Here is a 19,741-nt window from a genome sequence, read left to right as displayed (position 1 = left end):
GCACCGTTTAGGAAGAATAGTTTGACCCTTCATCATCAAGGATCGCTTTGAGTTCCGCCAAATGGCGCTCGTCTTGCTCTGGATAACCCTCAAGCTCTTGCGCGGTTTTTTCTGCAATATCATCAGGCAAAACGCGCAACGGCTGGCCGGTTTGCAAAGCCCGAATGTATGTCTCGCAAGAGCGTTCAAAATAGAACAGACGGTTGAAGGTATCCGCGACGGTATCGCCAATGATCATCACGCCGTGATTGCCCATGACCATCACTTTCTTCTTGGGATCATCAAATAGTTTCGCGCAACGCTCGCCCTCTTCTTCGAACGCAAGACCGCCGTAGTTTTCATCGACCACCACGCGATTGTAAAACGTGGCAGAGTTCTGATCGATAGGTGGTAAACGACTGTCCGCAAGGGATGCCAGTACCGTCGCAAAGATCGAATGCACGTGCATGGCACAACGCGCGTGGGGGCAGTGTCGATGCATCCCGCCATGCAAACCCCAAGCAGTTGGATCAGGGGCATCTGGCCCCTCTAACGTCTCAGGATCATTTGCATCAACGATGATCAAATCAGAGGCTTTGACACGGCTGAAATGTACTTGATTGGGGTTCATCAGGAACCGTGTACCTTCATCGTTGATCGACAAGGAAAAGTGGTTTGCGACGCCCTCGTGCATGTTGAGACGCGCTGTCCAACGAAAGGCGGCGGCGAGGTCAACGCGCTCTTGCCAGTGATCCATATTCGGGCGTGTCGCTGCGTTCATTGTGTGTTGCTTTCTTCTTGTGTGAGCTGGCGGGACGGCACCCATGCATAGCCGTTCGCGCATAGGATACAGGCTTCACGTAGACCATGGGGCTTGTTGGTCGGTTCTTGCAGAATATGTCCGCCTGCACCTTCGGCTTTGCTCGCAGCGACATCAGGATCGGTCGCAAACAGATGGAATGCAGCGCCGCCACCGCGTGGACCAGATTCGGGCATCAGTGACGGTAAAGGGTGCGAATGATAGGTGCCATCGCTGTGAAGTTGGAATACTTGATCGCCGTAGGTCATGATCGCGAAATCGGGCGATACGCGGTGTGCTTTGATGCCAAAAACTTCGCTCAAGAACGCCGCTTGCGCCACGACATCGCGCACCAGTATGTTCAGGCCCAACCCCGTGAGGGAGGCTCCGAAATCGGCAGCACCGACTGTCTCATAGTCCATTTTTGCAGCTCCTGTGCGCGTTCAATCAGATGCTTGAACATCCCTCAAGCTCATGTCAACTTTGCACATGAATTCAACGAACTTCAAAACATGGGCGCAAAGTGCGCCGAGATTGGTCGCTGTTGCAGCGGGACGCGCAGCCGCAGACCTTGTGATCAAAGGCGGCACATGGGTGAATGTCCACACTCGCGAGTGCCTTGAGAACCACGATCTGGCCATCGCAGACGGACGCTTTGCCTATTGCGGACCGGATGCGTCCCATTGCGTTGGACCTGAGACCGAAGTCATCGAGGCCAATGGACGCTACATGATCCCCGGTCTGTGCGACGGGCACATGCATATCGAATCTGGCATGCTGACCCCTGCTGAATTTGCGCGCGCGGTGATACCGCATGGCACCACGTCAATGTTCACAGACCCACACGAGATCGCCAATGTTTTGGGCCTCGCGGGTGTGCGCATGATGCATGACGAAGCACTGATGCAGCCGATCAACATCTTCACGCAGATGCCATCCTGTGCGCCCTCCGCGCCGGGATTGGAGACCACGGGTTTCGAAATTTCAGCCGAAGATGTGGCCGAGGCGATGGCATGGCCTGGTATCATCGGGCTGGGCGAGATGATGAACTTTCCAGGCGTTGTGAACGGTGATCCCCAGATGCTCGCGGAGATTGCGGCGACGCAGAACGCAGGCAAGACTGTTGGCGGGCATTATGCGTCGCCCGATCTTGGACCTGCGTTTCATGCTTATGCGGCCGGTGGGCCTGCGGATGACCATGAGGGCACATGTGAAGCCGACGCAATTGCGCGCGCGCGTCAAGGCATGCGGCACATGATGCGGCTTGGCTCTGCTTGGTATGATGTGGAAAGCCAGATTACTGCCGTGACAGAAAAGGGCCTAGACCCGCGGAGTTTCATCCTTTGCACGGACGATAGTCATTCGGGAACTATCGTGAATGAAGGGCATATGAACCGCGTCGTGCGTCATGCAATTGAGTGCGGCTGTGATCCTGTGATTGCGCTGCAAATGGCGACGATCAATACGGCGACGCATTTCGGATTAGAGCGTGAGCTAGGCTCTATCGCGCCGGGGCGGCGGGCGGATGTTATTCTGACCTCTGATCTCAAGACCTTGCCGATCGAACATGTGATTGCACGCGGTCAAACCGTGGCGCGGATTGGCATTTGCGAAGTGGACTGTCCGCATTTCGATTGGCCGCGGCATGCGCGCAACACTGTGCATATGGGACCTGCAAAAACCGCTGAAGCGTTTGAAATCAGTGCGCCGGATGGCGCGAATACGGTACGCGCCAATGTGATTGGCGTGGTGGAGAACCAAGCGCCGACGAAAGCCTTGAAAGCAGATTTGCCTGTTACCGACGGACTTGTTGAAACCGCTGGCGACGTTTGCCAGATTGCTTTGGTCGAACGTCACCGCGCAACAGGCAGTGTGGTGAATGGCTTTGTTTCTGGCTTCGGTTACAAGGGCAAGATGGCTATGGCCTCGACAGTGGCCCATGACAGTCACCATATGATCGTTGTTGGCACAGATCGCGCGATGATGGCTCAAGCGGCGAACAGATTGTCCGAGGTCGGCGGCGGCATCACCGTTTGGAAAGACGGCGCAGAGCTGGCGTTGGTGGAACTGCCCATCGCAGGTCTTATGTCTGACGAACCTGCCAAAACTGTCGCGCGCAAAGCTGATGCAATGGTCCAGGCCATGAATGAGTGCGGCTGCACATTGAACAACGCTTATATGCAGCATTCCTTGCTGGCTTTGGTGGTGATCCCTGAAATCAGGATTTCCGACCTTGGCCTTGTGGATGTTACGAAATTTGAACTGACCCCGCTCTTTGAAAGCTAGGGGCGTATTGAGGATATTTATGAACGATAAATCTGTAGTCACACCCAACGCCGCCCATCCAGAAGCCTACCGCGACCCCAAGGCGGCAGTGGACCAGCTGGTTAAGCTATATGAACAAGCGACGACTTTTCTGTGCGAAAAGTTCACCGAAGCGATGCAAAGTGGTCATCCCGGCCATCGTTACCGCGCGTTTTATCCTGAGATCCGGATCACCACGACCAGCTTTGCTAAAATCGATAGCCGCCTCAGTTTTGGTCACGTGTCATCGCCGGGCATGCACGCGGCGACGATCACGCGGCCTGATTTGTTTCGCAAATATCTGGAACAGCAAATCGCGCTTTTGATCGAAAACCACGATGTCGCGGTTGGGATCAGTGTCTCTGACACGCCCATCCCAGTCCATTTTGCTGTCGCCAATGATGCGGGCATATCTGTGCCGCAAGACGGTGCAGCTGAATTTACGCTGCGCGATGTGTTTGATGTGCCAGACTTGAGCACGACAAACGATGATATCGTGAATGGCACTTATGAATTGCCAGAGGATGGAACAGAACCTCTCGCGCCGTTCACCGCGCAGCGCGTGGATTATTCGCTTGCAAGGCTGGCGCATTACACCGCGACCGAGCCTGAGCATTTCCAGAACCACGTGTTGTTTACCAACTACCAGTTCTATGTGTCCGAGTTCGAAGCCTATGCGCGAATGCAATTAGCTGATCCGAAAAGCGGCTACACCAGCTTTGTCAGCACAGGCAATGTTGTGATCACTTCGCCAGACGATGTGATCGAGCCCGTTATGAAGATGCCGCAAATGCCTACCTATCACTTGAAAAAAGCAGATGGCAGCGGGATCACATTGGTGAATATCGGGGTTGGCCCGTCGAATGCAAAGACTGCGACAGACCACGTCGCGGTCTTGCGTCCGCATGCATGGTTAATGGTTGGACACTGCGCGGGCCTGCGCAATTCGCAAAGCTTGGGTGATTTTGTCCTCGCCCATGCTTACTTGCGAGAAGACAAAGTGCTTGATGATGATCTTCCGGTCTGGGTGCCTGTTCCCGCGCTCGCGGAAATTCAGATCGCATTGGAAAAGGCAGTTGCCGAAGTGACCAAGCTAGAGGGCTATGACCTGAAGCGCATCATGCGAACAGGCACAGTGGCGTCAGTGGACAATCGCAACTGGGAGTTGCGCGATCAAGACGGGCCAGTGCAACGTCTGTCCCAATCCCGTGCCGTTGCACTTGATATGGAAAGCGCGACAATCGCCGCCAATGGCTTTCGTTTCCGCGTCCCTTACGGCACGCTTTTATGTGTCTCGGACAAGCCCCTTCATGGCGAATTGAAGCTGCCGGGAATGGCGTCAGATTTCTATACGACACAGGTCGCGCGGCATTTGATGATCGGGATTCGCGCGATGGAAACGCTTAGCAAAATGCCGCTGGAACGCATTCATAGTCGAAAATTACGCTCATTTCACGAAACTGCCTTCCTTTGACCTAGCGGAAACCAGCCAAAATACCTGTTTTTCGCACTTTTTTACATCTCTATGCGTTGTGCTAAGTATCAAGATAACGTTACATGCGTCAGTAGGGGCCCAATATACGGGCAGTAAAGGGAGACCATGAACATGGCAAAACCAATGACAAAAACTCAACTGGTCGCTGCGCTGGCTGACGAAATGGGCGTAGACAAAAAAGCGGGCGGCGTTGCGCTTGACGCTGTTTGCGCTCTGATCACTCGCGAAGTTTCCGGCGGTGGTGCTGTGACGCTTCCAGGCGTTGGCAAAATTTATTGCCGTGAGCGTCCTGAGCGTATGGTTCGCAACCCAGCAACGGGTGAGCAGATCAAGAAAGAAGCGGACAAGGTTGTTAAAATGACAATCGCGAAAGCCCTCAAAGACAGCGTTAACGGCTGATCTTGCTTTCACAACAAAATTACGGAAAGGGTCGCTCAGGTTGAGCGGCCCTTTTTACGTTTAGGAGCACCAAGATGGATCTGCGCGCACTTTTGATGGGCCTCGCCTTTGCGTTTATGTGGTCGAGTGCATTCACGTCCGCGCGCATCATTGTCCAAGACGCGCCACCGCTCGCGTCGCTTAGCTTGCGGTTCTTTTTGTCTGGTGTGATCGGCATCGCGATTGCCAAGGCGCTGGGGCAACATTGGAAGCTCACTTCTGGGCAATGGCGCGCGGTGTTTGTGTTTGGCCTGTGCCAGAACGCGCTGTATCTCGGTTTGAATTTTGTAGCGATGCAAACCATCGAAGCGTCGCTTGCATCTATCATCGCCTCGACGATGCCGCTGATGGTGGCGGGGGCTGGCTGGCTGTTCTTGAAGGACCGTTTGCCGCTCCAAGGGATCATCGGTCTTGTGTTGGGTATCGCAGGTGTTGTCCTGATCATGGGTGCGCGGTTTGATGGCAATGCTGATGCGTTTGGAATGGCGATTTGCGTGATTGGCGCGCTTGGATTGACCGTTGCGACGTTGGCGATGCGAGGTGCCTCATCGGGTGGCAATTTGTTGATGATCGTTGGTTTGCAAATGCTGGTCGGCTCAGCGATCCTTGGTGTCGTGTCAATCTTTACCGAGACGCTCTTCCTAAATCCGTCGATCAAACTCGCGACTGCTTTTGTCTACACCACTTTGATCCCCGGCCTTGTCGCAACCTTCATTTGGTTCAGTCTGGTTGAACGGATCGGCGCCGTGCGTGCCTCAACGTTCCACTTTCTCAACCCTTTCTTTGGCGTGTCGATTGCGGCGCTTCTTCTAGGGGAAAAACTCGGGCTCATGGATGTGGTCGGTGTTGTGATCATCACGGTTGGCATCTTGCTCGTGCAGCTATCGAAACAAAAACCCACGGATAGTTGAAGTGACACCTTGAGTGGTTTCGCCGTAGTGCATTCATATGGAACTTATCTTTGCATATGGCGCAGGACTGCTGACGCTGATTAATCCTTGCGTTTTGCCGGTCTTGCCAATCGTTTTGGCAACGGCCCTTCAGGCGAGTCGCTTGGGGCCTGTCGCATTGGCAGCTGGGATGAGCCTGTCATTCGTCGTGCTCGGCGTGTCCGTCACAGCCTTTGGTCGCGCGGTTGGCCTTACCACCGATGATATTGCGCAAGCGGGTGCAGTTTTGATGATCCTCTTTGGGATTGTGATGCTGGTGCCGCAAGCCTCTGCAGTCTTCTCGACCGCCACCGCTGGTTTTGCTGCGCGCGCCGATAGTGGGCTTGATGATGTGGACCGTGGATCGCTCACAGGACAGTTCGTTGGTGGCATGTTGCTGGGCGCAGTTTGGAGCCCTTGTGTGGGACCAACGCTCGGTGGCGCTATTTCACTAGCAAGCCAAGGCGAAAGCCTGCTGCGCGCGACGTCTATCATGGTGTTCTTCGCACTTGGTATCTCGACGATCATTCTCGTCCTCGGCTACGGAGCACGATCTGCATTGCAAAAACGCCAAGCTGCGATGCGCCGTTTCGCGATCGCTGCACGTCCGCTATTGGGCGCGATCTTTATCGCCGTCGGTCTTATGCTTTTCTTTAAGTGGCATTATGTGATTGAGAGCTGGTTGCTCGATATCATGCCGATCTGGCTACAAGACCTATCCGTTGCTTTGTAATTTGAACCTATCAAGGAGTTTAAAATGAACCGTAGAACTTTGATCTTGTCTGGCGCAGCGACGCTGATTTTACCTGCTGCCCCCGCCTTGGCCAAGAACGTAAACTATGTGCCTGGATTGCTGAACAGCACCAAGCAGCTGGCGACACTGTTTTTCTCGATTTCAAGGCGAGCTGGTGTGGCACGTGCCGCGCGCAGGGCCGTGTTTTGAAAAGCCTCAAGGAAGAGAACGCCGCTTACGCAGAGAACATCGTGTTCATCGATGTGGACTGGGACACATATGGCAATTCCGTCATGGCAGACCGCTTGAAGATCCCACGTCGCTCTACTTTGGTAGCCTTCAAAGGAAAGCAAGAGATTGGTCGCATTGTCGCGGACACCTCAAAGCGTAACATCAAGAAATTGGTGGATGCTGCTCTGAATGCCGCGACCGCTTAAGCCAAAAGACTGGCCGCTGGCCTGATGTATCCTGTGAGCGTCCCGCGCCAATTGGTGATCGGGGCGTTCATACGTTTCAGGGTTGCGGGGTGGTTCGCATCAAGCACGCCTACACGCACCAAAAGCGCTGCAATCGCGCATTCCGCACCTCGCGTTGTTCCATCTGCAATTTTGAGTGCTATGCCGAGTTGTTGCTCTGGCAAGATCGCCACATAGAACGCCTCTGCGCCAGTTTTGATCGCTGTGCGTCCCCCCATTGCGCGCATCAATTCCGTGCAAGCGCGTGTTTCACCCGCGACGAGTTCAGGATGCAGTGCCATCGCTTCAGTCAGGCGCGCAGCAGCAGTACTTACCCTGTCAGAGCGCGTATGCGCAGAGGAAAAGAAGCCCATCGCGCGTGCTATACCATGCAAGGAACTTGCGAAGTTCGGTGCAGAGCATCCATCGATCCCGAAACCGGGGGATATGAGTTGAGTGACTTCCTCAAACGCGTCAAGGCAGGCTTTTTGCACGGGATGCAAAGGGTCGATGTATTCAGGCCCTGCCTTGAGATGCTTGGTCAGCGTCAGAAAGCCCGCATGTTTGCCAGAACAGTTGTTGTGAATTTGACAAGGGCTGGCGTCCGTTTTGATCAAATCGGTCTTCGCAGGCACATCGTCAGGCATTTGTGGTCCGCAACGCATGTCATCATCACTAAATCCCAAATCATCTAACCACCGCGACACACGGTCGGTATGGATCGCAGCCCCTTGATGGGATGCACATGCAAGCGCAAGGTGTTCGGTGCCAAGACCCGCCGCATCCGCAGCGCCAGAAGTGATCAAAGGGATCCCTTGCAACATTTTGGAAGACGACCGCGGCAGCACGATTTCGTCGGGGTTGCCCCAAGCATCCACAATCTCGCCAGCACCATTGCAGATGACCGCATGGCCCAGATGCACGCTCTCTAGAAATTCACCACGCCAGATTTCTGCTAGGGGGACAGGTGTGCTCATGACAATCTCCAGAATTTGAACGGCGAAAAAATGCCAAGGAGGCATTCACCTGTGGTGGATTTCAGGCTAATGTGCTTTTGTCGAGAAGAAAAATGCCCTTTGCGACGCGAGCCGAGAACAGGCAATGCGCATGAGGGTCGCGATTGAGGTTAAGGACAGCTGGAGGCTGGACAAGATGAATTCATGGATCACGCGCACAAGTTTGGCGGCAGCGTTTGTTGTTGCAGCGACAGGCGCATTTGCTCAGGCACAGAGCACGAACCGCGTTGGCGCAAATACCGATTGGAGCGTTTTCGTTGAAAGCAATCCCAAGGAATGCTGGAGCGTTTCCTCTCCCAAAGAGACAGTCAATACACGTGACGGCCGCGTTGTTGCTGCCCGTCGCGGCGATATTTTACTATTTGTCTTCAATCGCCCCGGTTCCGGTGTGACAGGTCAGGTGACATTCACGGGTGGCTATCCTTTCGCGAGCGGCTCGACGGTGAATATGAATATCAGCGGTACGCAGTTTGAACTGTTCACTGATGGCGAATGGGCATGGCCTGCGACGCCCGCTGATGACGCAAAGATCATTACAGCGATGAAGCGTGGCAGCAGTGCAATCATGACTGCGCGCTCTGGCCGTGGTACGGAGACGAAAGATACGTTTTCTCTGCTTGGCTTTACAGCATCTGTTGAAGAGTCCGAGAAGCGCTGTAAGTAAACCAACTTACCAATGTGATTAAATGACGCCGTACCAAATTGGTGCGGCGTCTTTCATTTTAAGGCGAATCCGGTGTATAGCCCGCGCAACTCATTAAAGGTGATGTTCCAATGACGGCCACAGCTCCGATCACGCAAGACGTAATGACGATCCCGCGCAAAGTGCCTGAGGGTCCGACCAACCTTGTCGGTCTGACGCGCGACGGTATGCGCGCCGCGTTGATTGAGAGCGGCACACCTGAGAAACAAGCCAAGATGCGTGTCGGGCAGATTTGGCAGTGGATTTATCAATGGGGCAAGCGCGACTTTGCCGAGATGACGAACCTGAGCAAAGCGTTTCGCGCTGAGTTGGCTGAAAAATTCGTGATCGAAGTCCCCGAAGTCGTGACTCGTCAAGTGTCCGAGGACGGAACGCGCAAGTATCTCGTTAAGATTGCTGGCGGCCATGAGGTAGAGGTCGTCTATATCCCCGAAGAAGGTCGCGGCACGCTTTGTTTGAGTTCCCAAGTTGGGTGCACGCTGACCTGTTCCTTCTGCCACACAGGTACGCAAAAGCTGGTCCGCAATCTGACAGCAGGCGAAATCATCGGTCAAGTGATGATCGCACGCGATGATCTGGATGAATGGCCCGAACAAGGTGCGCCCAAGGACGAAACGCGTCTGCTGAGCAACATCGTTTTGATGGGGATGGGCGAGCCGCTTTATAACTTCGAGAACGTGCGTGACGCGATGAAGATTGCGATGGACCCTGAGGGAATCCAATTGTCGCGCCGTCGCATTACTTTATCCACGTCAGGCGTCGTGCCAGAGATCGCGCGCACAGCTGAGGAAATCGGCTGTCAGCTTGCAATTAGTTTTCACGCAACGACAGATGAAGTGCGCGACAAGCTGGTGCCGATCAACAAACGCTGGAATATCGCAGTGTTGGTCGAGGCTTTGCGCGCTTACCCGCGTGTTTCCAATTCCGAACGCATTACTTTTGAATACGTGATGCTGGAGGGTGTGAACGATAGCGAAGAAGATGCGCACCGGTTGGTCAAATTGATCGAGGGCATTCCGGCCAAAATTAACCTGATTCCTTTCAACGAATGGCCCGGTGCACCCTACAAACGCTCGTCCGGCAATCGTATCCATCGCTTTGCTGATATCATCTATAAAGCAGGCTATGCCTCGCCTATCCGCAAACCGCGCGGCGAGGATATTATGGCAGCTTGTGGTCAGCTCAAATCTGCGACCGAGCGTGCGCGCAAATCTCGCAAACAAATCGAGGCAGATGCCGGCCTGTAACATTTCAGGCATCGCTTCATGTAATATTCATATGTTGGGCCTACTTGTCAGTGGAGTTACCCGCGACGTCAAAGGTGCACATTGCGCACTCAAAAAGGACATAGTCCTGAGAGAGCGTGAAAGGTGCATCAAATATGACGTTCGTACCACCACTCAAGGAGACGACAATGACATATCACGCAGCAGACCCGATTACGATTTCACGCATTCTAGATCTCGTGCGCCCGGAACTCCGTAATGTTGCATCTCGCGATGAACTTAAACGCCGTTTGGCCCGTTTAGGGTATGGTTTCAGCGACACCCGTCGTGGCCGTATGCTCACAACGATGCCCCATGGTGTCGAAATCGCGCCAATGCCGCCTTCACTCACGACGTTTTAGAGCGCTCATAGGCGATCAAGCACCGTATTTTGCAAGAAACGTACTGACAGCGCCGTCAATGATGCGGTCTAACTCGGATTGCTCGAATACGGTCTGAACACCGAAAAGAATTTTCGGGAAAACGTCCGCTTTGCAAAGCTCACCAAATTGATCCGCGGCGAGATCAAAGTCGGTAATCTCAAGCTGCCCAGCTTCTGTAGCACTTTGCAAATAGGCCCCGATCTTTTCGCGCACGACCATTGGTCCACTTTGATAAAAAGCCAAACCAAGCTCGGGAAAACGATCCGCCTGCGCGACGCATATGCGAAACATGCGCTGCCCAAACTCAGAGGTTATGAAACCAAGCAAGTGACGCGCTGCGTTGCTTAGAACGACAGCTGGCGGTGCACTTTGATCAATATGCTCCATCGCTTCATCCGATTGGCGCGCACATTCGGTTTGCACCACAACGATAAACAAGCTCTCCTTATCTGGAAAATAGCTGTAAAGCGTTGCTTTAGACACGCCGCTGGCTTTGGCAACATGATCCATGTTGCTCGCACTGAAACCTTCAGCAAGAAACACATCTCGCGCCCCTGCCAAGACTTGATCGAATTTGCGTCCCTTGCGGATTGCAGTATTTTGAACGTTCACAGCCAACTCCAGAAACGCGGATCGACTGCCGCGATTGAGCGGTTTTGCTAACACAAACACGCGCGCATACCTACGGTGGTAACCAAACTTGTTGAAAAATCCTGTCACTGTGGCGTTTGAAGCAAGTCCAGGTCGCTTCCATCTTGCCCCGTTTCACATCGCAAGTTACCCCTTAGGCAATGCTTGATATCTTTTTACAAACGCTGCCATTCTTCGCTGTCATCGCCCTTGGCTATGGCGCGGGACGCACGGGGTTTTTTACGCCCGAGGCGACAGCCTATCTGACGAAATTCGTGTTTTACTTCGCGCTGTCCGCTATGCTCTTTCGCTTTTCAGCCACCTTGCCATTCAGCGAAGTCTGGAACGGGCGACTTGTTATCGCTTATCTTTGGGGCACAGCGTTTATCTATGGCGTCGCAACCATCGTGGCACTTTTGCGCAACCAAGGTCTCGCCAAAACCGCGATCGAAGCGCAATGCGCTGTCATCGGAAACACTGGTTTCTTAGGTGTGCCAATGTTGGTACTATTGATGGGCGAGCAAGCGATTGGCCCTGTAATGTTGGTTCTCGCTGTTGATCTCGTCGTTTTTTCCAGCCTGATCGTTATTCTCATGTCTATCGCCAAAGACGGACGCTTTGATCTTTCGATTTTCAAAACCATAGGGATCGGGTTACTCAAAAACCCGATGATCGTCTCAATGGTGCTTGGACTGAGTTGGTCTGCAACTGGCGCAGCTTTGCCCAAACCGGTCTTTGCTTTCACAGAACTGCTCGGCGCAGCTGCAACGCCCGGCGCTCTGTTTGCAATCGGAGCTTCGCTCGCCAGCAAGTCCACGGAAAAAATCGAGGTCGCTGCATGGTTGTCGTTTTGCAAACTGGTTTTGCACCCCGCCTTTGTCGCCATCGCCGCGATCTATATTTTCCCGCTCGATCCGTATTCTGCGGGCGTGATTATCGCCGCTGCCGCCTTGCCAGTCGCGGGCAACGTCTACATGTTGGCGCAGCATTACAACGTCGCCCCGCAACGGGTGTCCGCCGCCATTTTGGTCTCAACGGCTCTTAGCATTGTGACCGTTTCTTTAGTTATTGGATGGGTCAGCCAGCTTTAGCCCGCGACCCACACACAGGAGTTAAGATTTATGAAAACCATTTCCGAGAACGCATGTTTCGGTGGCAAACAAGGGGTTTATTCGCACGCCTCAGAGGTTTGCGGCGGTGAGATGACATTTGGTTTATTTATGCCCGCCGAAGCCGAAAATGATCCCGTACCAGTTTTGTGGTTCCTCTCTGGCCTCACCTGTACGCACGAAAACGCGATGGTCAAAGCAGGCGCGCAGAATTGGGCGGCAGAGCAAGGGATTGCTTTGATTTTTCCCGACACATCCCCACGCGGGACCGGTGTGGCGAATGACGAAGCATACGATCTGGGCCAAGGTGCTGGGTTCTATGTAGACGCAACAGAAGCGCCATGGTCGCCGCATTTCAAAATGTGGAGCTATCTGGCCGATGAACTTCCCACGCTGATCGAGGATCAATTCGAAGTCGATATGGAGCGCCAAAGCATCACAGGCCACTCCATGGGCGGTCACGGCGCACTGACTTTGGCAATGAATTTGGAGGGGCGTTTTCGGTCTGTTTCCGCCTTCGCGCCGATCTGTAATCCGACAGCGTCTGATTGGGGTCGCAAGCAATTGGGCGCTTACCTTGGCAATGACGAGAGCACTTGGACCAAGCATGACGCGGCTTTGCTCATGAAAGATAAGGGCTTTGACGGACCAGTTCTGATCGACACAGGCACCGATGATCAGTTTCTTGATCTTTTGAAGCTCGAAACCTTGGCAGAGGCGGCAACCAAGCGTCGTCAGCAAATGAATTTCCGTATGCAACCGGGGTATGATCACAGCTATTTCTTCATCTCGACCTTCATGGAAGATCACGTGACCTTCCACGCCGAAGCGCTTTACGCTTGAGCGTTTACATCGACGCAGATGCTTGTCCGGTTAAGGCCGAAGCAGAGAAAGTCACAACGCGCCATGGCGTGACGATGTTTGTCGTTTCCAATGGCGGCTTGCGGCCTTCGCAAAACCCTTTGGTTGAAAACATCATCGTCGATGCAGGACCCGACGTGGCCGACATGTGGATCGCTGATCGATGCGGTCCTGCGGATGTGGTTGTGACCGGCGATATCCCCTTGGCCGCGAAGTGTGTTGAGGCGGGTGCAGAAGTGTTGCAGCACAACGGGGATCGTTTCACAGCTGCCAACATCGGGCAACGCTTGGCGATGCGTGATTTAATGGCGGACCTGCGCGAAGCCAATCCGCTCGGCGCGGGCGGTGGCGGCAAGCCATTTTCCAAAGCCGATAGATCGCGGTTTCTGGATTCGTTGGAACGCGCGTTGAGGGCCGCAAAAGGGAAAGTGTGATGACAGTTGACGCAGTAATTTTTGACATTGGCAATGTGCTGATCGAGTGGCAGCCAGAGCGTTTTTATGATCGCGTGATCGGTGAAGACCGTCGCCGCGCGATCTTTGATACAGTTGATCTGCACAAGATGAATGACCGGGTTGATCGCGGTGAGCATTTTCGCGATGTAATTTACGAGACGGCGGATCAATATCCCCAAATTCGCGACGATATCCGCATGTGGCATGACAATTGGATCGAAATGGCGTCGCCTGCAATCGAGCATTCCGTGCGTTTGATGCGTGCTTTGCAAAGCAAAGGCGTGCCTGTTTTTGCCTTAACGAATTTCGGTGTTGAGAGCTTTGCCTATGCGCAAACGGAGTATGATTTCCTCAACGAATTTGATCGCGCTTATGTCTCCGGCCATATGAAAGTGATCAAGCCTGACGCCGATATTTACGCGCAGTTGGAAGCGGATTGCGGAATTGATCCCAAACACTTGCTGTTTACTGATGATCGTTTGGACAACATCGAAGCAGCCGCTGCACGCGGTTGGCAGACGCACTTGTTTGAAGGCGCGACGGGTTGGGCAGCGCGTTTGGTCGCGGAAGAGTTATTAAGCAAGGAAGCGGCGGCATGAGCATTCAGATTGGCTTCGATGATGGAGAGAAGCGTCTCGATTGGATCGGGTTGACCGAGGCTTTGAAAGCCGGTCATCAATTGCCCAAGGCCGAGATTGCTGACACGTTTCTCTACCGCGGCAAGGATACTTTACTGAACCGTTCTGCATGGATTGATGGGCTTGGGTTGGCTGTGAAATGCGCCACTGTGTTTCCCGATAATCCCAGAGCTGGCGTGCCGATGATCAACGGCGCTGTGTCCTTGTTTGATGACGCGCACGGACGGCTAGACGCGATTATCGACTTTCATTTGATCACTAAGTGGAAAACGGCTGGGGATAGTTTGCTCGGCGCGATGCGGCTGGCACGTCCTGATAGTCGTAAGATTTTGATCATCGGGTCTGGCACTGTCGCCCGCTCTTTGCACGATGCATACAGCGCTGGTTTTCCCAATGCACAGTTCACCGTTTGGAGCCGCACGCGCGCGAATGCCGAAACATTTGCACAAGAGCGCGACGCTACTGTCGCGGATGATCTGGAGCGCGCGGTGCGCAGCGCGGATATCATAACAAGCGCGACGATGAGCACTCAGCCCGTCTTGCGCGGTGAATGGTTGCAAGCAGGTCAGCACGTTGATTTGATCGGAGCGTATCGTCCGGATATGCGCGAAGCGGATGATGTTGCGTTGCAGCGTGCGCGGGTGTTTGTGGATAGTTTCGACACGACCATCGGGCATATAGGCGAAGTGCAAATTCCACTTGAGAGCGGTGCCATTTCGCGCGACCATTTGATCGCGGATTACTATTCTGAAGGCGGTTTTGAGCGGCGCTCAAACGACGAAATCACACTGTTCAAAAATGGTGGCGGCGCGCATTTGGATTTGATGGTGAGTCGATACGTTCTGGATCGCTACGAAGTTTAGGGCTTCCAATCGCCAAGCGATCGGACCGACTGGGGGCCAGCCCCCAGACCGCCGAGATATTTATTAAGAGAGGAAGGCTAGGCTGCGAGAGGGCGGGTGAGTTTGCGTTCTCTGATTGGCAGATGGATGATTGCGCTGAAGGCACCAACGCCGATACCAACCCACCAAACGGCTGTGTAACTGCCGTAAATGTCATACATTCTGCCTCCAAGCCACACGCCAAGGAAGCTTCCCAGTTGATGGCTGAAAAAGACAATCCCATAGAGCGTACCCATGTAGCGCAGGCCGTATATATGCGCGACGAGACCGGACGTAAGCGGGACTGTCGCCAGCCAGAGGGACCCCATCGCGACTGAGAATATGATCACTGAAGTCGGCGTGATTGGCATCATGATGAAGATTGTGGCGATGACTGTGCGTGCTGTGTAGATCCCCGCGAGCAAGTACTTCTTAGAGTAACGATTGCCGAGCCAGCCAGCGAAGAGCGTGCCGCCTATATTGGCGGCTCCGATGAGCGCGATGGCGAGTGCACCAAGGGCGGAGGTTGTCGTTATGCCCGCAGCATGGAGTGCACCACCGGGCAAGATTGGGCCGCACATTTCTGTCACGAAGGCGGGGAAATGCGCAGTGATAAAGGCAAGCTGATAACCACAGCTAAAGAATCCGAGGAATATGAATGTGTAGGTCGGATCTTTGAACGCCCCCTTCAGGACTTGGCCAAGGCTTTGTTCCAGTTCCGCTTTATTTGCCGTTTTTGGCGCGCGCATGAAAGGCAGCAACATTAAGACTGCGAGTATTGCGGCGGCAAAGACGAGAAAGACGTTTTGCCATGGCATAAAGGTCAGGAGCAATTCAGCAGTGGGCGCGCCGACCACCTGCCCTGCGCTTCCGGCTGCGGTGGCAATCGCAAGCGACATAGAGCGGTTTGCATCGGAACTAGCGCGACCAACAACCGCTAGGATCACGCCGAAACCTGTGCCAGCGATGCCAAATCCAACGAGGATTTCAAGCATTTGATGCGCTTCTGGCGTCACCGCAAAAGAAGACAGAACAAGCCCAGCCGCATAGATGAACGCACCGATGATGATGGCTTTGCGATCACCGATCTTTTCCGCCATCGCGCCAAAGAGGGGCTGACCGATGCCCCAAGCAAGATTCTGGATCGCAATGGCGAGCGAAAATTCAGAACGCATCCAGTTGAATTCAGCAGCAATCGGGATTTGGAACACACCAAAAGACGCCCGAATTGCAAAATTGACTAAAATGATGACGCAGCCGACGATCAGGACAGGCGTGAACAAGGAAGACTGCTGTTTCATGATCGGGCTTTCTGGCGTTAATGGCGCGACGTTACGCTTTTTGTCGGGTGGGTCAATTGCGCGCGCTCTTTTCGCGCCGCTTTACACAGGCTAAAGAGCAGCATGGAAACGCTTTCAGACATCTACGCCGCGCGCGTTACAAGTGGTGAACTAACCGCTGATCCAGTACAAGAACTGGCGCTTACGCGATTTGAGCGTATTCGCGCCGCAATTGCCGAGCCTGTGAAAAAAGGGCTGTTTCGCAAAGCGCCACCACCGCCAAAAGGGCTTTATCTTTGGGGTGGCGTTGGGCGCGGCAAGTCGATGTTGATGGACCTTTTCGTCGATGCCTGCCCCGTTCCAGCGCGGCGTGTGCATTTTCACGCCTTCATGCAGGAAATTCACGCAGGGATGCACAAGGCCCGCAAAGACGGTGTCGAGGATGCGTTGAAACCTGTCGCACAGGCGGTGATCGCTGAGGTTAAACTGCTCGCCTTTGACGAGATGCAGATCACTGACATTACCGACGCGATGATCGTTGGTCGATTGTTTGAGATGTTGATGGAAGCAGGCGTCGTGATTGTCACGACCTCGAACCGGGTCCCTGATGATCTGTATAAGGACGGGCTAAATCGTCAACTTTTCCTGCCGTTTATCGCACTCTTAAAGGAAAAGATGGAGGTCGCGGAACTCGCCAGCGAAACCGACTATCGACAGGATCGTCTTGCCGGATCGCCAAGCTATTTCACGCCGATTGATCACGCCTCGCGTACGCAGATTGAGGAAGTCTGGCAGCGCTTGAGTGACGGCAAAGGCAAACCTCTTGATCTGATCGTGCAAGGGCGCACCGTGAGGCTACCAGGTTTTCACAACGGTGTTGCGCGCGCGAGTTTCTTCAACCTGTGTGGCGCGCCCCTTGGGCCTGCGGATTATCTAACGATTGCAGAGGCAGCGCGCGTGTTGATCCTTGAGGATATCCCACGCCTGAGCCGAAATAACTTCAATGAAGCGAAGCGTTTTGTGACGCTGATTGATGCGCTCTATGAGGCGAAGGTCCAGCTGATTGCTTCCGCTGCTGCATCACCGGAAATGCTCTATGTCGAGGGCACAGGCACGTTCGAATTTGAACGCACCGCGAGCCGTCTACGCGAAATGCAAAGCGAGGGTTGGGGGCAGGACTAACCCGTCACCACATGCGTGACTTTGCGTATTCCGGATAGTCTGCATCATAGCTTTCCGCGTCAAACATTGCTTCTCGCTCTTTCAAAAATGCTCCCGCTGTTGGCAATTTCATCTCGCCGCGTTCATCGTTCCAAAGCTTAGAGCGCATCAGTGCTTTCGCGCATTGGAAATACATCTCAGTGATCGTGATCGCGAGAACGCTTCGTGGCAGCTTACCCTTCTTTTCGAACCGCATCAGAACATCCTCACTCGCGGTCACAATCCCAGTGCCATTCACCCGTACAACACTGGTGCTGTTCGGGACCATGAACATCAGGCTCACACGCTCGTCGCACACAACGTTGCGCAGAGTATCGACCCGATTGTTGCCAAACCAATCAGGCATCAACACCGTTTTATCGTCCGCAATCGTGACGACAGACCCGTCATCACCGCGCGGACTGCCATCGGTTCCCTCTGGCCCAACGGTTGAGACAACAACAAAGCGCGATGCCTCGATCCAGTCGCGATAGAGAGGGGTCATATGCGTCACGACTTTCGTCAAAGAGCGCGGATTTGCTTTGCCATAGATGTCTTCCAATTCGGCGATGGATTTGATTGGGGTCATGGCGTGCTCCGGCGCTTTGGGGGTTGCTTTGCTGATAACACTTACACTGCGATTTTTGAAAACCCTTTTGACAAAAAAGAAGGAGCTCAAAAGCTCCTTCAAGTCTTTGCCTGTTATTAAGTCCCATTTCCCGAACGCCGCTCGATAAGACGTTACTCCCGGAAGGATCTTTCGTTTTTAGGGCTTTTGAGATGAGAAAACACATTTCGCCAAACGACGCTACGCATGTGTAAAGACATGACCGTTTCTCCCCCAATCGGATCTTTTGGTGAAACAGCACTGGCAGGCGCTGCGTGATCCGGTTGGGATAAAGCTATAAGCGAATCGATTCGCGACAGTCAACATTCTGTGATTCGACCAAATGTAACCACAGGATGTTGCTACACATGCAGGGCGTTAGCGCGATAGATTTCGGGTTTTAGTTTTTGCTGAATCCGCCACCGAGCAAGCCCTTGAAGGGACTCATATATTTATGTTTACGGGATCTAACATGCCGTTCAGGCATTGTTCTAAACAGGCCAAAAGCGGGTCAATTCCGCGCGCGAAATAAATTTAAAAAAATTTGAAATTTTTACACATTACCCTAAGGCATGCTGTATTTTAACACCTGACCAATGCGCAATTCATTCGGATTGCGACGCAAAGGCGGATTATCTGCCAAAAGGCGATCCGTCGCGAGTGCGGATCCGTATAGCTTAATTGCGATCAAAGCGAGCGTATCACCTGAGGACACCGTGTAGGTGCTAGCAGCTGCACCATTGCGAGCAGGGGCCGCCGCGCGCGCTGTACGCTGCGGCGCTACCTGTACGGCAGGAGTTGCTGCAATGCGAGGTGCTGTAAATGTCGCTTGAGTAGGTTGCGTTCCATCCACATGACCCATTGAGCGACGCACGATGGAATTCAAAAGACTGCCCTCTTGCCCCGGCGCTTTAGAGACATGACCGATGCTGTTGAGCGTATTCAAAGTTTGCCAGCTCATATCGCGTAACTCGGGCGCAAGGTAGGGTGTTGCGTCAGGCGTAGCAGATAGCGCAGCCGAACGAGCCGACTGGGGTGCAGGCTGAAGTACAGCTTGTTGACGTACTGGCGCAGCAGGGGTCGGTGTCGGCGGCGCTTGCGCTTCTCGCTCTGCAAGGATTGCCGCGAAAGTCGCCGCTGATGTGCTCTTTTGTGAGGCATTCCCAGCCGTAGGCGCGTAAAAATCTGAATCCTGAAGTGCTTCTCGTACAGCCGCAGATGTATCCAGCGTCGCTTGCAGGCGTGGCTCTGGATTTGGCTCTACGCGCGTTTGCGCATCTCTTGCAGCTTTGAGATCAGCCGCCAGATCATCGGGCACTGTGAGAATTGGTTCAGCGACAGGTTCGTTGAACACCTGCACTTGATTGCGCGAGGTCTCGAACAATTCCAAATTGCTCGGCGTCGACGCAAAATTTTCGCGCGGGCCAGGCTGAAGCACGATAACTAAAATCGTCGAAAGAGTGAAAAATGCGAAGATCGCTATGCCACGTATCATAAGTCTACACTCACTTTGAAACCGTTATACCGCTGCTACCCCAAAACCCGAATTTTTTCATGGGTTATGACGCGGAAATTGTCTGA

The 19,741-nt window shown here is 53.6% G+C and carries 22 protein-coding genes; 15 read left to right on the top strand and 7 right to left on the bottom strand.

Annotation, left to right across the window (positions count from 1 at the left end):
* Positions 1-7: 7 nt before the first annotated feature.
* Both PFRI_RS02100 and PFRI_RS02095 read right to left on the bottom strand, forming a co-directional pair.
* Positions 8-760 (bottom strand): class II aldolase and adducin N-terminal domain-containing protein, encoded by a 753-nt coding sequence (locus tag PFRI_RS02100; protein WP_072629104.1) that lies wholly within the window; start codon positions 758-760, stop codon positions 8-10.
* Entirely contained in the window at positions 757-1,200 is a 444-nt protein-coding gene (locus tag PFRI_RS02095) for a VOC family protein (protein WP_072629103.1), read from the bottom strand. The genes PFRI_RS02100 and PFRI_RS02095 overlap by 4 nt, the downstream gene beginning before the upstream one ends.
* Positions 1,201-1,267: 67 nt before the next feature.
* On the opposite strand from PFRI_RS02095, the gene ade reads away from it, so the two are divergent.
* The 6 genes from ade (at position 1,268) to PFRI_RS02065 (ending at position 7,114) form a co-directional block, all read left to right on the top strand.
* A complete protein-coding gene (gene ade / locus PFRI_RS02090; RefSeq protein ID WP_072629139.1) occupies positions 1,268-3,064 on the top strand; it encodes an adenine deaminase in 1,797 nt (598 codons plus the stop codon).
* A gap of 19 nt (positions 3,065-3,083) precedes the next feature.
* Positions 3,084-4,556, top strand: coding sequence for an AMP nucleosidase (locus PFRI_RS02085; RefSeq protein WP_072629102.1), 1,473 nt, complete (start codon positions 3,084-3,086; stop codon positions 4,554-4,556).
* 132 nt (positions 4,557-4,688) lie between these two features.
* Positions 4,689-4,976, top strand: a complete 288-nt coding sequence (locus PFRI_RS02080) for an HU family DNA-binding protein (protein WP_072629138.1) — start codon at positions 4,689-4,691, stop codon at positions 4,974-4,976.
* 74 nt (positions 4,977-5,050) lie between these two features.
* On the top strand, positions 5,051-5,926 hold the full coding sequence (locus PFRI_RS02075; protein WP_072629101.1) for a DMT family transporter: 876 nt from the start codon (positions 5,051-5,053) through the stop codon (positions 5,924-5,926).
* A 37-nt stretch (positions 5,927-5,963) separates the two neighbouring features.
* Positions 5,964-6,677: a cytochrome c biogenesis CcdA family protein gene (locus PFRI_RS02070; protein WP_072629100.1), complete on the top strand. Its 714-nt coding sequence runs from the start codon at positions 5,964-5,966 to the stop codon at positions 6,675-6,677.
* A 116-nt stretch (positions 6,678-6,793) separates the two neighbouring features.
* Positions 6,794-7,114, top strand: coding sequence for a thioredoxin family protein (locus PFRI_RS02065; protein ID WP_245812218.1), 321 nt, complete (start codon positions 6,794-6,796; stop codon positions 7,112-7,114).
* Here PFRI_RS02065 and PFRI_RS02060 read toward each other — a convergent pair.
* Positions 7,111-8,109: an asparaginase gene (locus PFRI_RS02060; RefSeq protein WP_072629137.1), complete on the bottom strand. Its 999-nt coding sequence runs from the start codon at positions 8,107-8,109 to the stop codon at positions 7,111-7,113. The two genes, PFRI_RS02065 and PFRI_RS02060, sit on opposite strands and share 4 nt — an antisense overlap.
* A gap of 175 nt (positions 8,110-8,284) precedes the next feature.
* Between PFRI_RS02060 and PFRI_RS02055 the strand changes: the two genes are divergently transcribed.
* From PFRI_RS02055 to PFRI_RS02045, 3 genes are all read left to right on the top strand, one after another.
* Entirely contained in the window at positions 8,285-8,812 is a 528-nt protein-coding gene (locus tag PFRI_RS02055; protein ID WP_072629099.1) for an invasion associated locus B family protein, read from the top strand.
* 110 nt (positions 8,813-8,922) lie between these two features.
* Entirely contained in the window at positions 8,923-10,098 is a 1,176-nt protein-coding gene (rlmN, locus tag PFRI_RS02050; RefSeq protein ID WP_072629098.1) for a dual-specificity RNA methyltransferase RlmN, read from the top strand.
* 167 nt (positions 10,099-10,265) lie between these two features.
* On the top strand, positions 10,266-10,478 hold the full coding sequence (locus PFRI_RS02045) for a hypothetical protein (RefSeq protein ID WP_072629097.1): 213 nt from the start codon (positions 10,266-10,268) through the stop codon (positions 10,476-10,478).
* Positions 10,479-10,493: 15 nt separating this feature from the next.
* On the opposite strand, the gene PFRI_RS02040 is transcribed toward PFRI_RS02045, so the two are convergent.
* Positions 10,494-11,111 (bottom strand): TetR/AcrR family transcriptional regulator, encoded by a 618-nt coding sequence (locus PFRI_RS02040; protein WP_072629136.1) that lies wholly within the window; start codon positions 11,109-11,111, stop codon positions 10,494-10,496.
* Positions 11,112-11,290: 179 nt separating this feature from the next.
* Here PFRI_RS02040 and PFRI_RS02035 point away from each other — a divergent pair, with 179 nt between their 5' ends.
* The 5 genes from PFRI_RS02035 to PFRI_RS02015 are packed head-to-tail and all read left to right on the top strand — an operon-like array spanning position 11,291 to position 15,055.
* The gene (locus PFRI_RS02035; RefSeq protein ID WP_072629096.1) at positions 11,291-12,220 is read left to right on the top strand and encodes an AEC family transporter; all 930 of its coding nucleotides are present in this window, start codon (positions 11,291-11,293) and stop codon (positions 12,218-12,220) included.
* Between the two features lie 30 nt (positions 12,221-12,250).
* Entirely contained in the window at positions 12,251-13,081 is an 831-nt protein-coding gene (gene fghA, locus PFRI_RS02030; protein ID WP_072629095.1) for an S-formylglutathione hydrolase, read from the top strand.
* Positions 13,078-13,533 carry a YaiI/YqxD family protein gene (locus tag PFRI_RS02025; protein WP_072629094.1) on the top strand — a complete coding sequence of 152 codons (456 nt, stop codon included), beginning with the start codon at positions 13,078-13,080 and terminating at the stop codon, positions 13,531-13,533. The genes fghA and PFRI_RS02025 overlap by 4 nt, the downstream gene beginning before the upstream one ends.
* Entirely contained in the window at positions 13,533-14,153 is a 621-nt protein-coding gene (locus tag PFRI_RS02020) for an HAD family hydrolase (protein ID WP_072629093.1), read from the top strand. Before PFRI_RS02025 ends, PFRI_RS02020 begins: the two co-directional genes overlap by 1 nt.
* Positions 14,150-15,055, top strand: a complete 906-nt coding sequence (locus tag PFRI_RS02015; RefSeq protein ID WP_072629092.1) for an ornithine cyclodeaminase family protein — start codon at positions 14,150-14,152, stop codon at positions 15,053-15,055. The genes PFRI_RS02020 and PFRI_RS02015 overlap by 4 nt, the downstream gene beginning before the upstream one ends.
* A gap of 77 nt (positions 15,056-15,132) precedes the next feature.
* On the opposite strand, the gene PFRI_RS02010 is transcribed toward PFRI_RS02015, so the two are convergent.
* Entirely contained in the window at positions 15,133-16,374 is a 1,242-nt protein-coding gene (locus PFRI_RS02010) for an MFS transporter (protein WP_072629091.1), read from the bottom strand.
* 102 nt (positions 16,375-16,476) lie between these two features.
* Between PFRI_RS02010 and zapE the strand changes: the two genes are divergently transcribed.
* Positions 16,477-17,535 carry a cell division protein ZapE gene (gene zapE / locus PFRI_RS02005; RefSeq protein WP_072629090.1) on the top strand — a complete coding sequence of 353 codons (1,059 nt, stop codon included), beginning with the start codon at positions 16,477-16,479 and terminating at the stop codon, positions 17,533-17,535.
* A 4-nt stretch (positions 17,536-17,539) separates the two neighbouring features.
* Here the strand turns inward: zapE and PFRI_RS02000 are convergent, their stop codons facing one another.
* Both PFRI_RS02000 and PFRI_RS01995 read right to left on the bottom strand, forming a co-directional pair.
* On the bottom strand, positions 17,540-18,142 hold the full coding sequence (locus PFRI_RS02000) for a pyridoxamine 5'-phosphate oxidase family protein (protein ID WP_072629135.1): 603 nt from the start codon (positions 18,140-18,142) through the stop codon (positions 17,540-17,542).
* A 583-nt stretch (positions 18,143-18,725) separates the two neighbouring features.
* On the bottom strand, positions 18,726-19,655 hold the full coding sequence (locus PFRI_RS01995; RefSeq protein ID WP_072629089.1) for a LysM peptidoglycan-binding domain-containing protein: 930 nt from the start codon (positions 19,653-19,655) through the stop codon (positions 18,726-18,728).
* Between the last annotated feature and the right edge of the window lie 86 nt (positions 19,656-19,741).

This window comes from Planktotalea frisia, assembly GCF_001890925.1.
Taxonomy (GTDB): domain Bacteria; phylum Pseudomonadota; class Alphaproteobacteria; order Rhodobacterales; family Rhodobacteraceae; genus Planktotalea; species Planktotalea frisia.
Note: the sequence above shows the minus strand (reverse complement) of the source record. Positions and strands in the feature narration are given on the sequence as shown.

Excerpts from the sequence above, each read along its gene's own strand:
- zapE (WP_072629090.1), top strand. The coding sequence starts at position 16,477 with ATGGAAACGCTTTCAGACATCTACGCCGCGCGCGTTACAAGTGGTGAA.
- PFRI_RS02075 (WP_072629101.1), top strand. The coding sequence starts at position 5,051 with ATGGATCTGCGCGCACTTTTGATGGGCCTCGCCTTTGCGTTTATGTGG.
- PFRI_RS02070 (WP_072629100.1), top strand. The coding sequence starts at position 5,964 with ATGGAACTTATCTTTGCATATGGCGCAGGACTGCTGACGCTGATTAAT.
- PFRI_RS02020 (WP_072629093.1), top strand. The coding sequence starts at position 13,533 with ATGACAGTTGACGCAGTAATTTTTGACATTGGCAATGTGCTGATCGAG.
- PFRI_RS02035 (WP_072629096.1), top strand. The coding sequence starts at position 11,291 with ATGCTTGATATCTTTTTACAAACGCTGCCATTCTTCGCTGTCATCGCC.
- PFRI_RS02085 (WP_072629102.1), top strand. The coding sequence starts at position 3,084 with ATGAACGATAAATCTGTAGTCACACCCAACGCCGCCCATCCAGAAGCC.
- PFRI_RS02080 (WP_072629138.1), top strand. The coding sequence starts at position 4,689 with ATGGCAAAACCAATGACAAAAACTCAACTGGTCGCTGCGCTGGCTGAC.
- PFRI_RS02060 (WP_072629137.1), bottom strand. The coding sequence starts at position 8,109 with ATGAGCACACCTGTCCCCCTAGCAGAAATCTGGCGTGGTGAATTTCTA.
- PFRI_RS02100 (WP_072629104.1), bottom strand. The coding sequence starts at position 760 with ATGAACGCAGCGACACGCCCGAATATGGATCACTGGCAAGAGCGCGTT.
- fghA (WP_072629095.1), top strand. The coding sequence starts at position 12,251 with ATGAAAACCATTTCCGAGAACGCATGTTTCGGTGGCAAACAAGGGGTT.
- PFRI_RS02045 (WP_072629097.1), top strand. The coding sequence starts at position 10,266 with ATGACATATCACGCAGCAGACCCGATTACGATTTCACGCATTCTAGAT.
- PFRI_RS02010 (WP_072629091.1), bottom strand. The coding sequence starts at position 16,374 with ATGAAACAGCAGTCTTCCTTGTTCACGCCTGTCCTGATCGTCGGCTGC.
- PFRI_RS02095 (WP_072629103.1), bottom strand. The coding sequence starts at position 1,200 with ATGGACTATGAGACAGTCGGTGCTGCCGATTTCGGAGCCTCCCTCACG.
- ade (WP_072629139.1), top strand. The coding sequence starts at position 1,268 with ATGAATTCAACGAACTTCAAAACATGGGCGCAAAGTGCGCCGAGATTG.
- rlmN (WP_072629098.1), top strand. The coding sequence starts at position 8,923 with ATGACGGCCACAGCTCCGATCACGCAAGACGTAATGACGATCCCGCGC.
- PFRI_RS02000 (WP_072629135.1), bottom strand. The coding sequence starts at position 18,142 with ATGACCCCAATCAAATCCATCGCCGAATTGGAAGACATCTATGGCAAA.
- PFRI_RS02015 (WP_072629092.1), top strand. The coding sequence starts at position 14,150 with ATGAGCATTCAGATTGGCTTCGATGATGGAGAGAAGCGTCTCGATTGG.
- PFRI_RS02055 (WP_072629099.1), top strand. The coding sequence starts at position 8,285 with ATGAATTCATGGATCACGCGCACAAGTTTGGCGGCAGCGTTTGTTGTT.
- PFRI_RS01995 (WP_072629089.1), bottom strand. The coding sequence starts at position 19,655 with ATGATACGTGGCATAGCGATCTTCGCATTTTTCACTCTTTCGACGATT.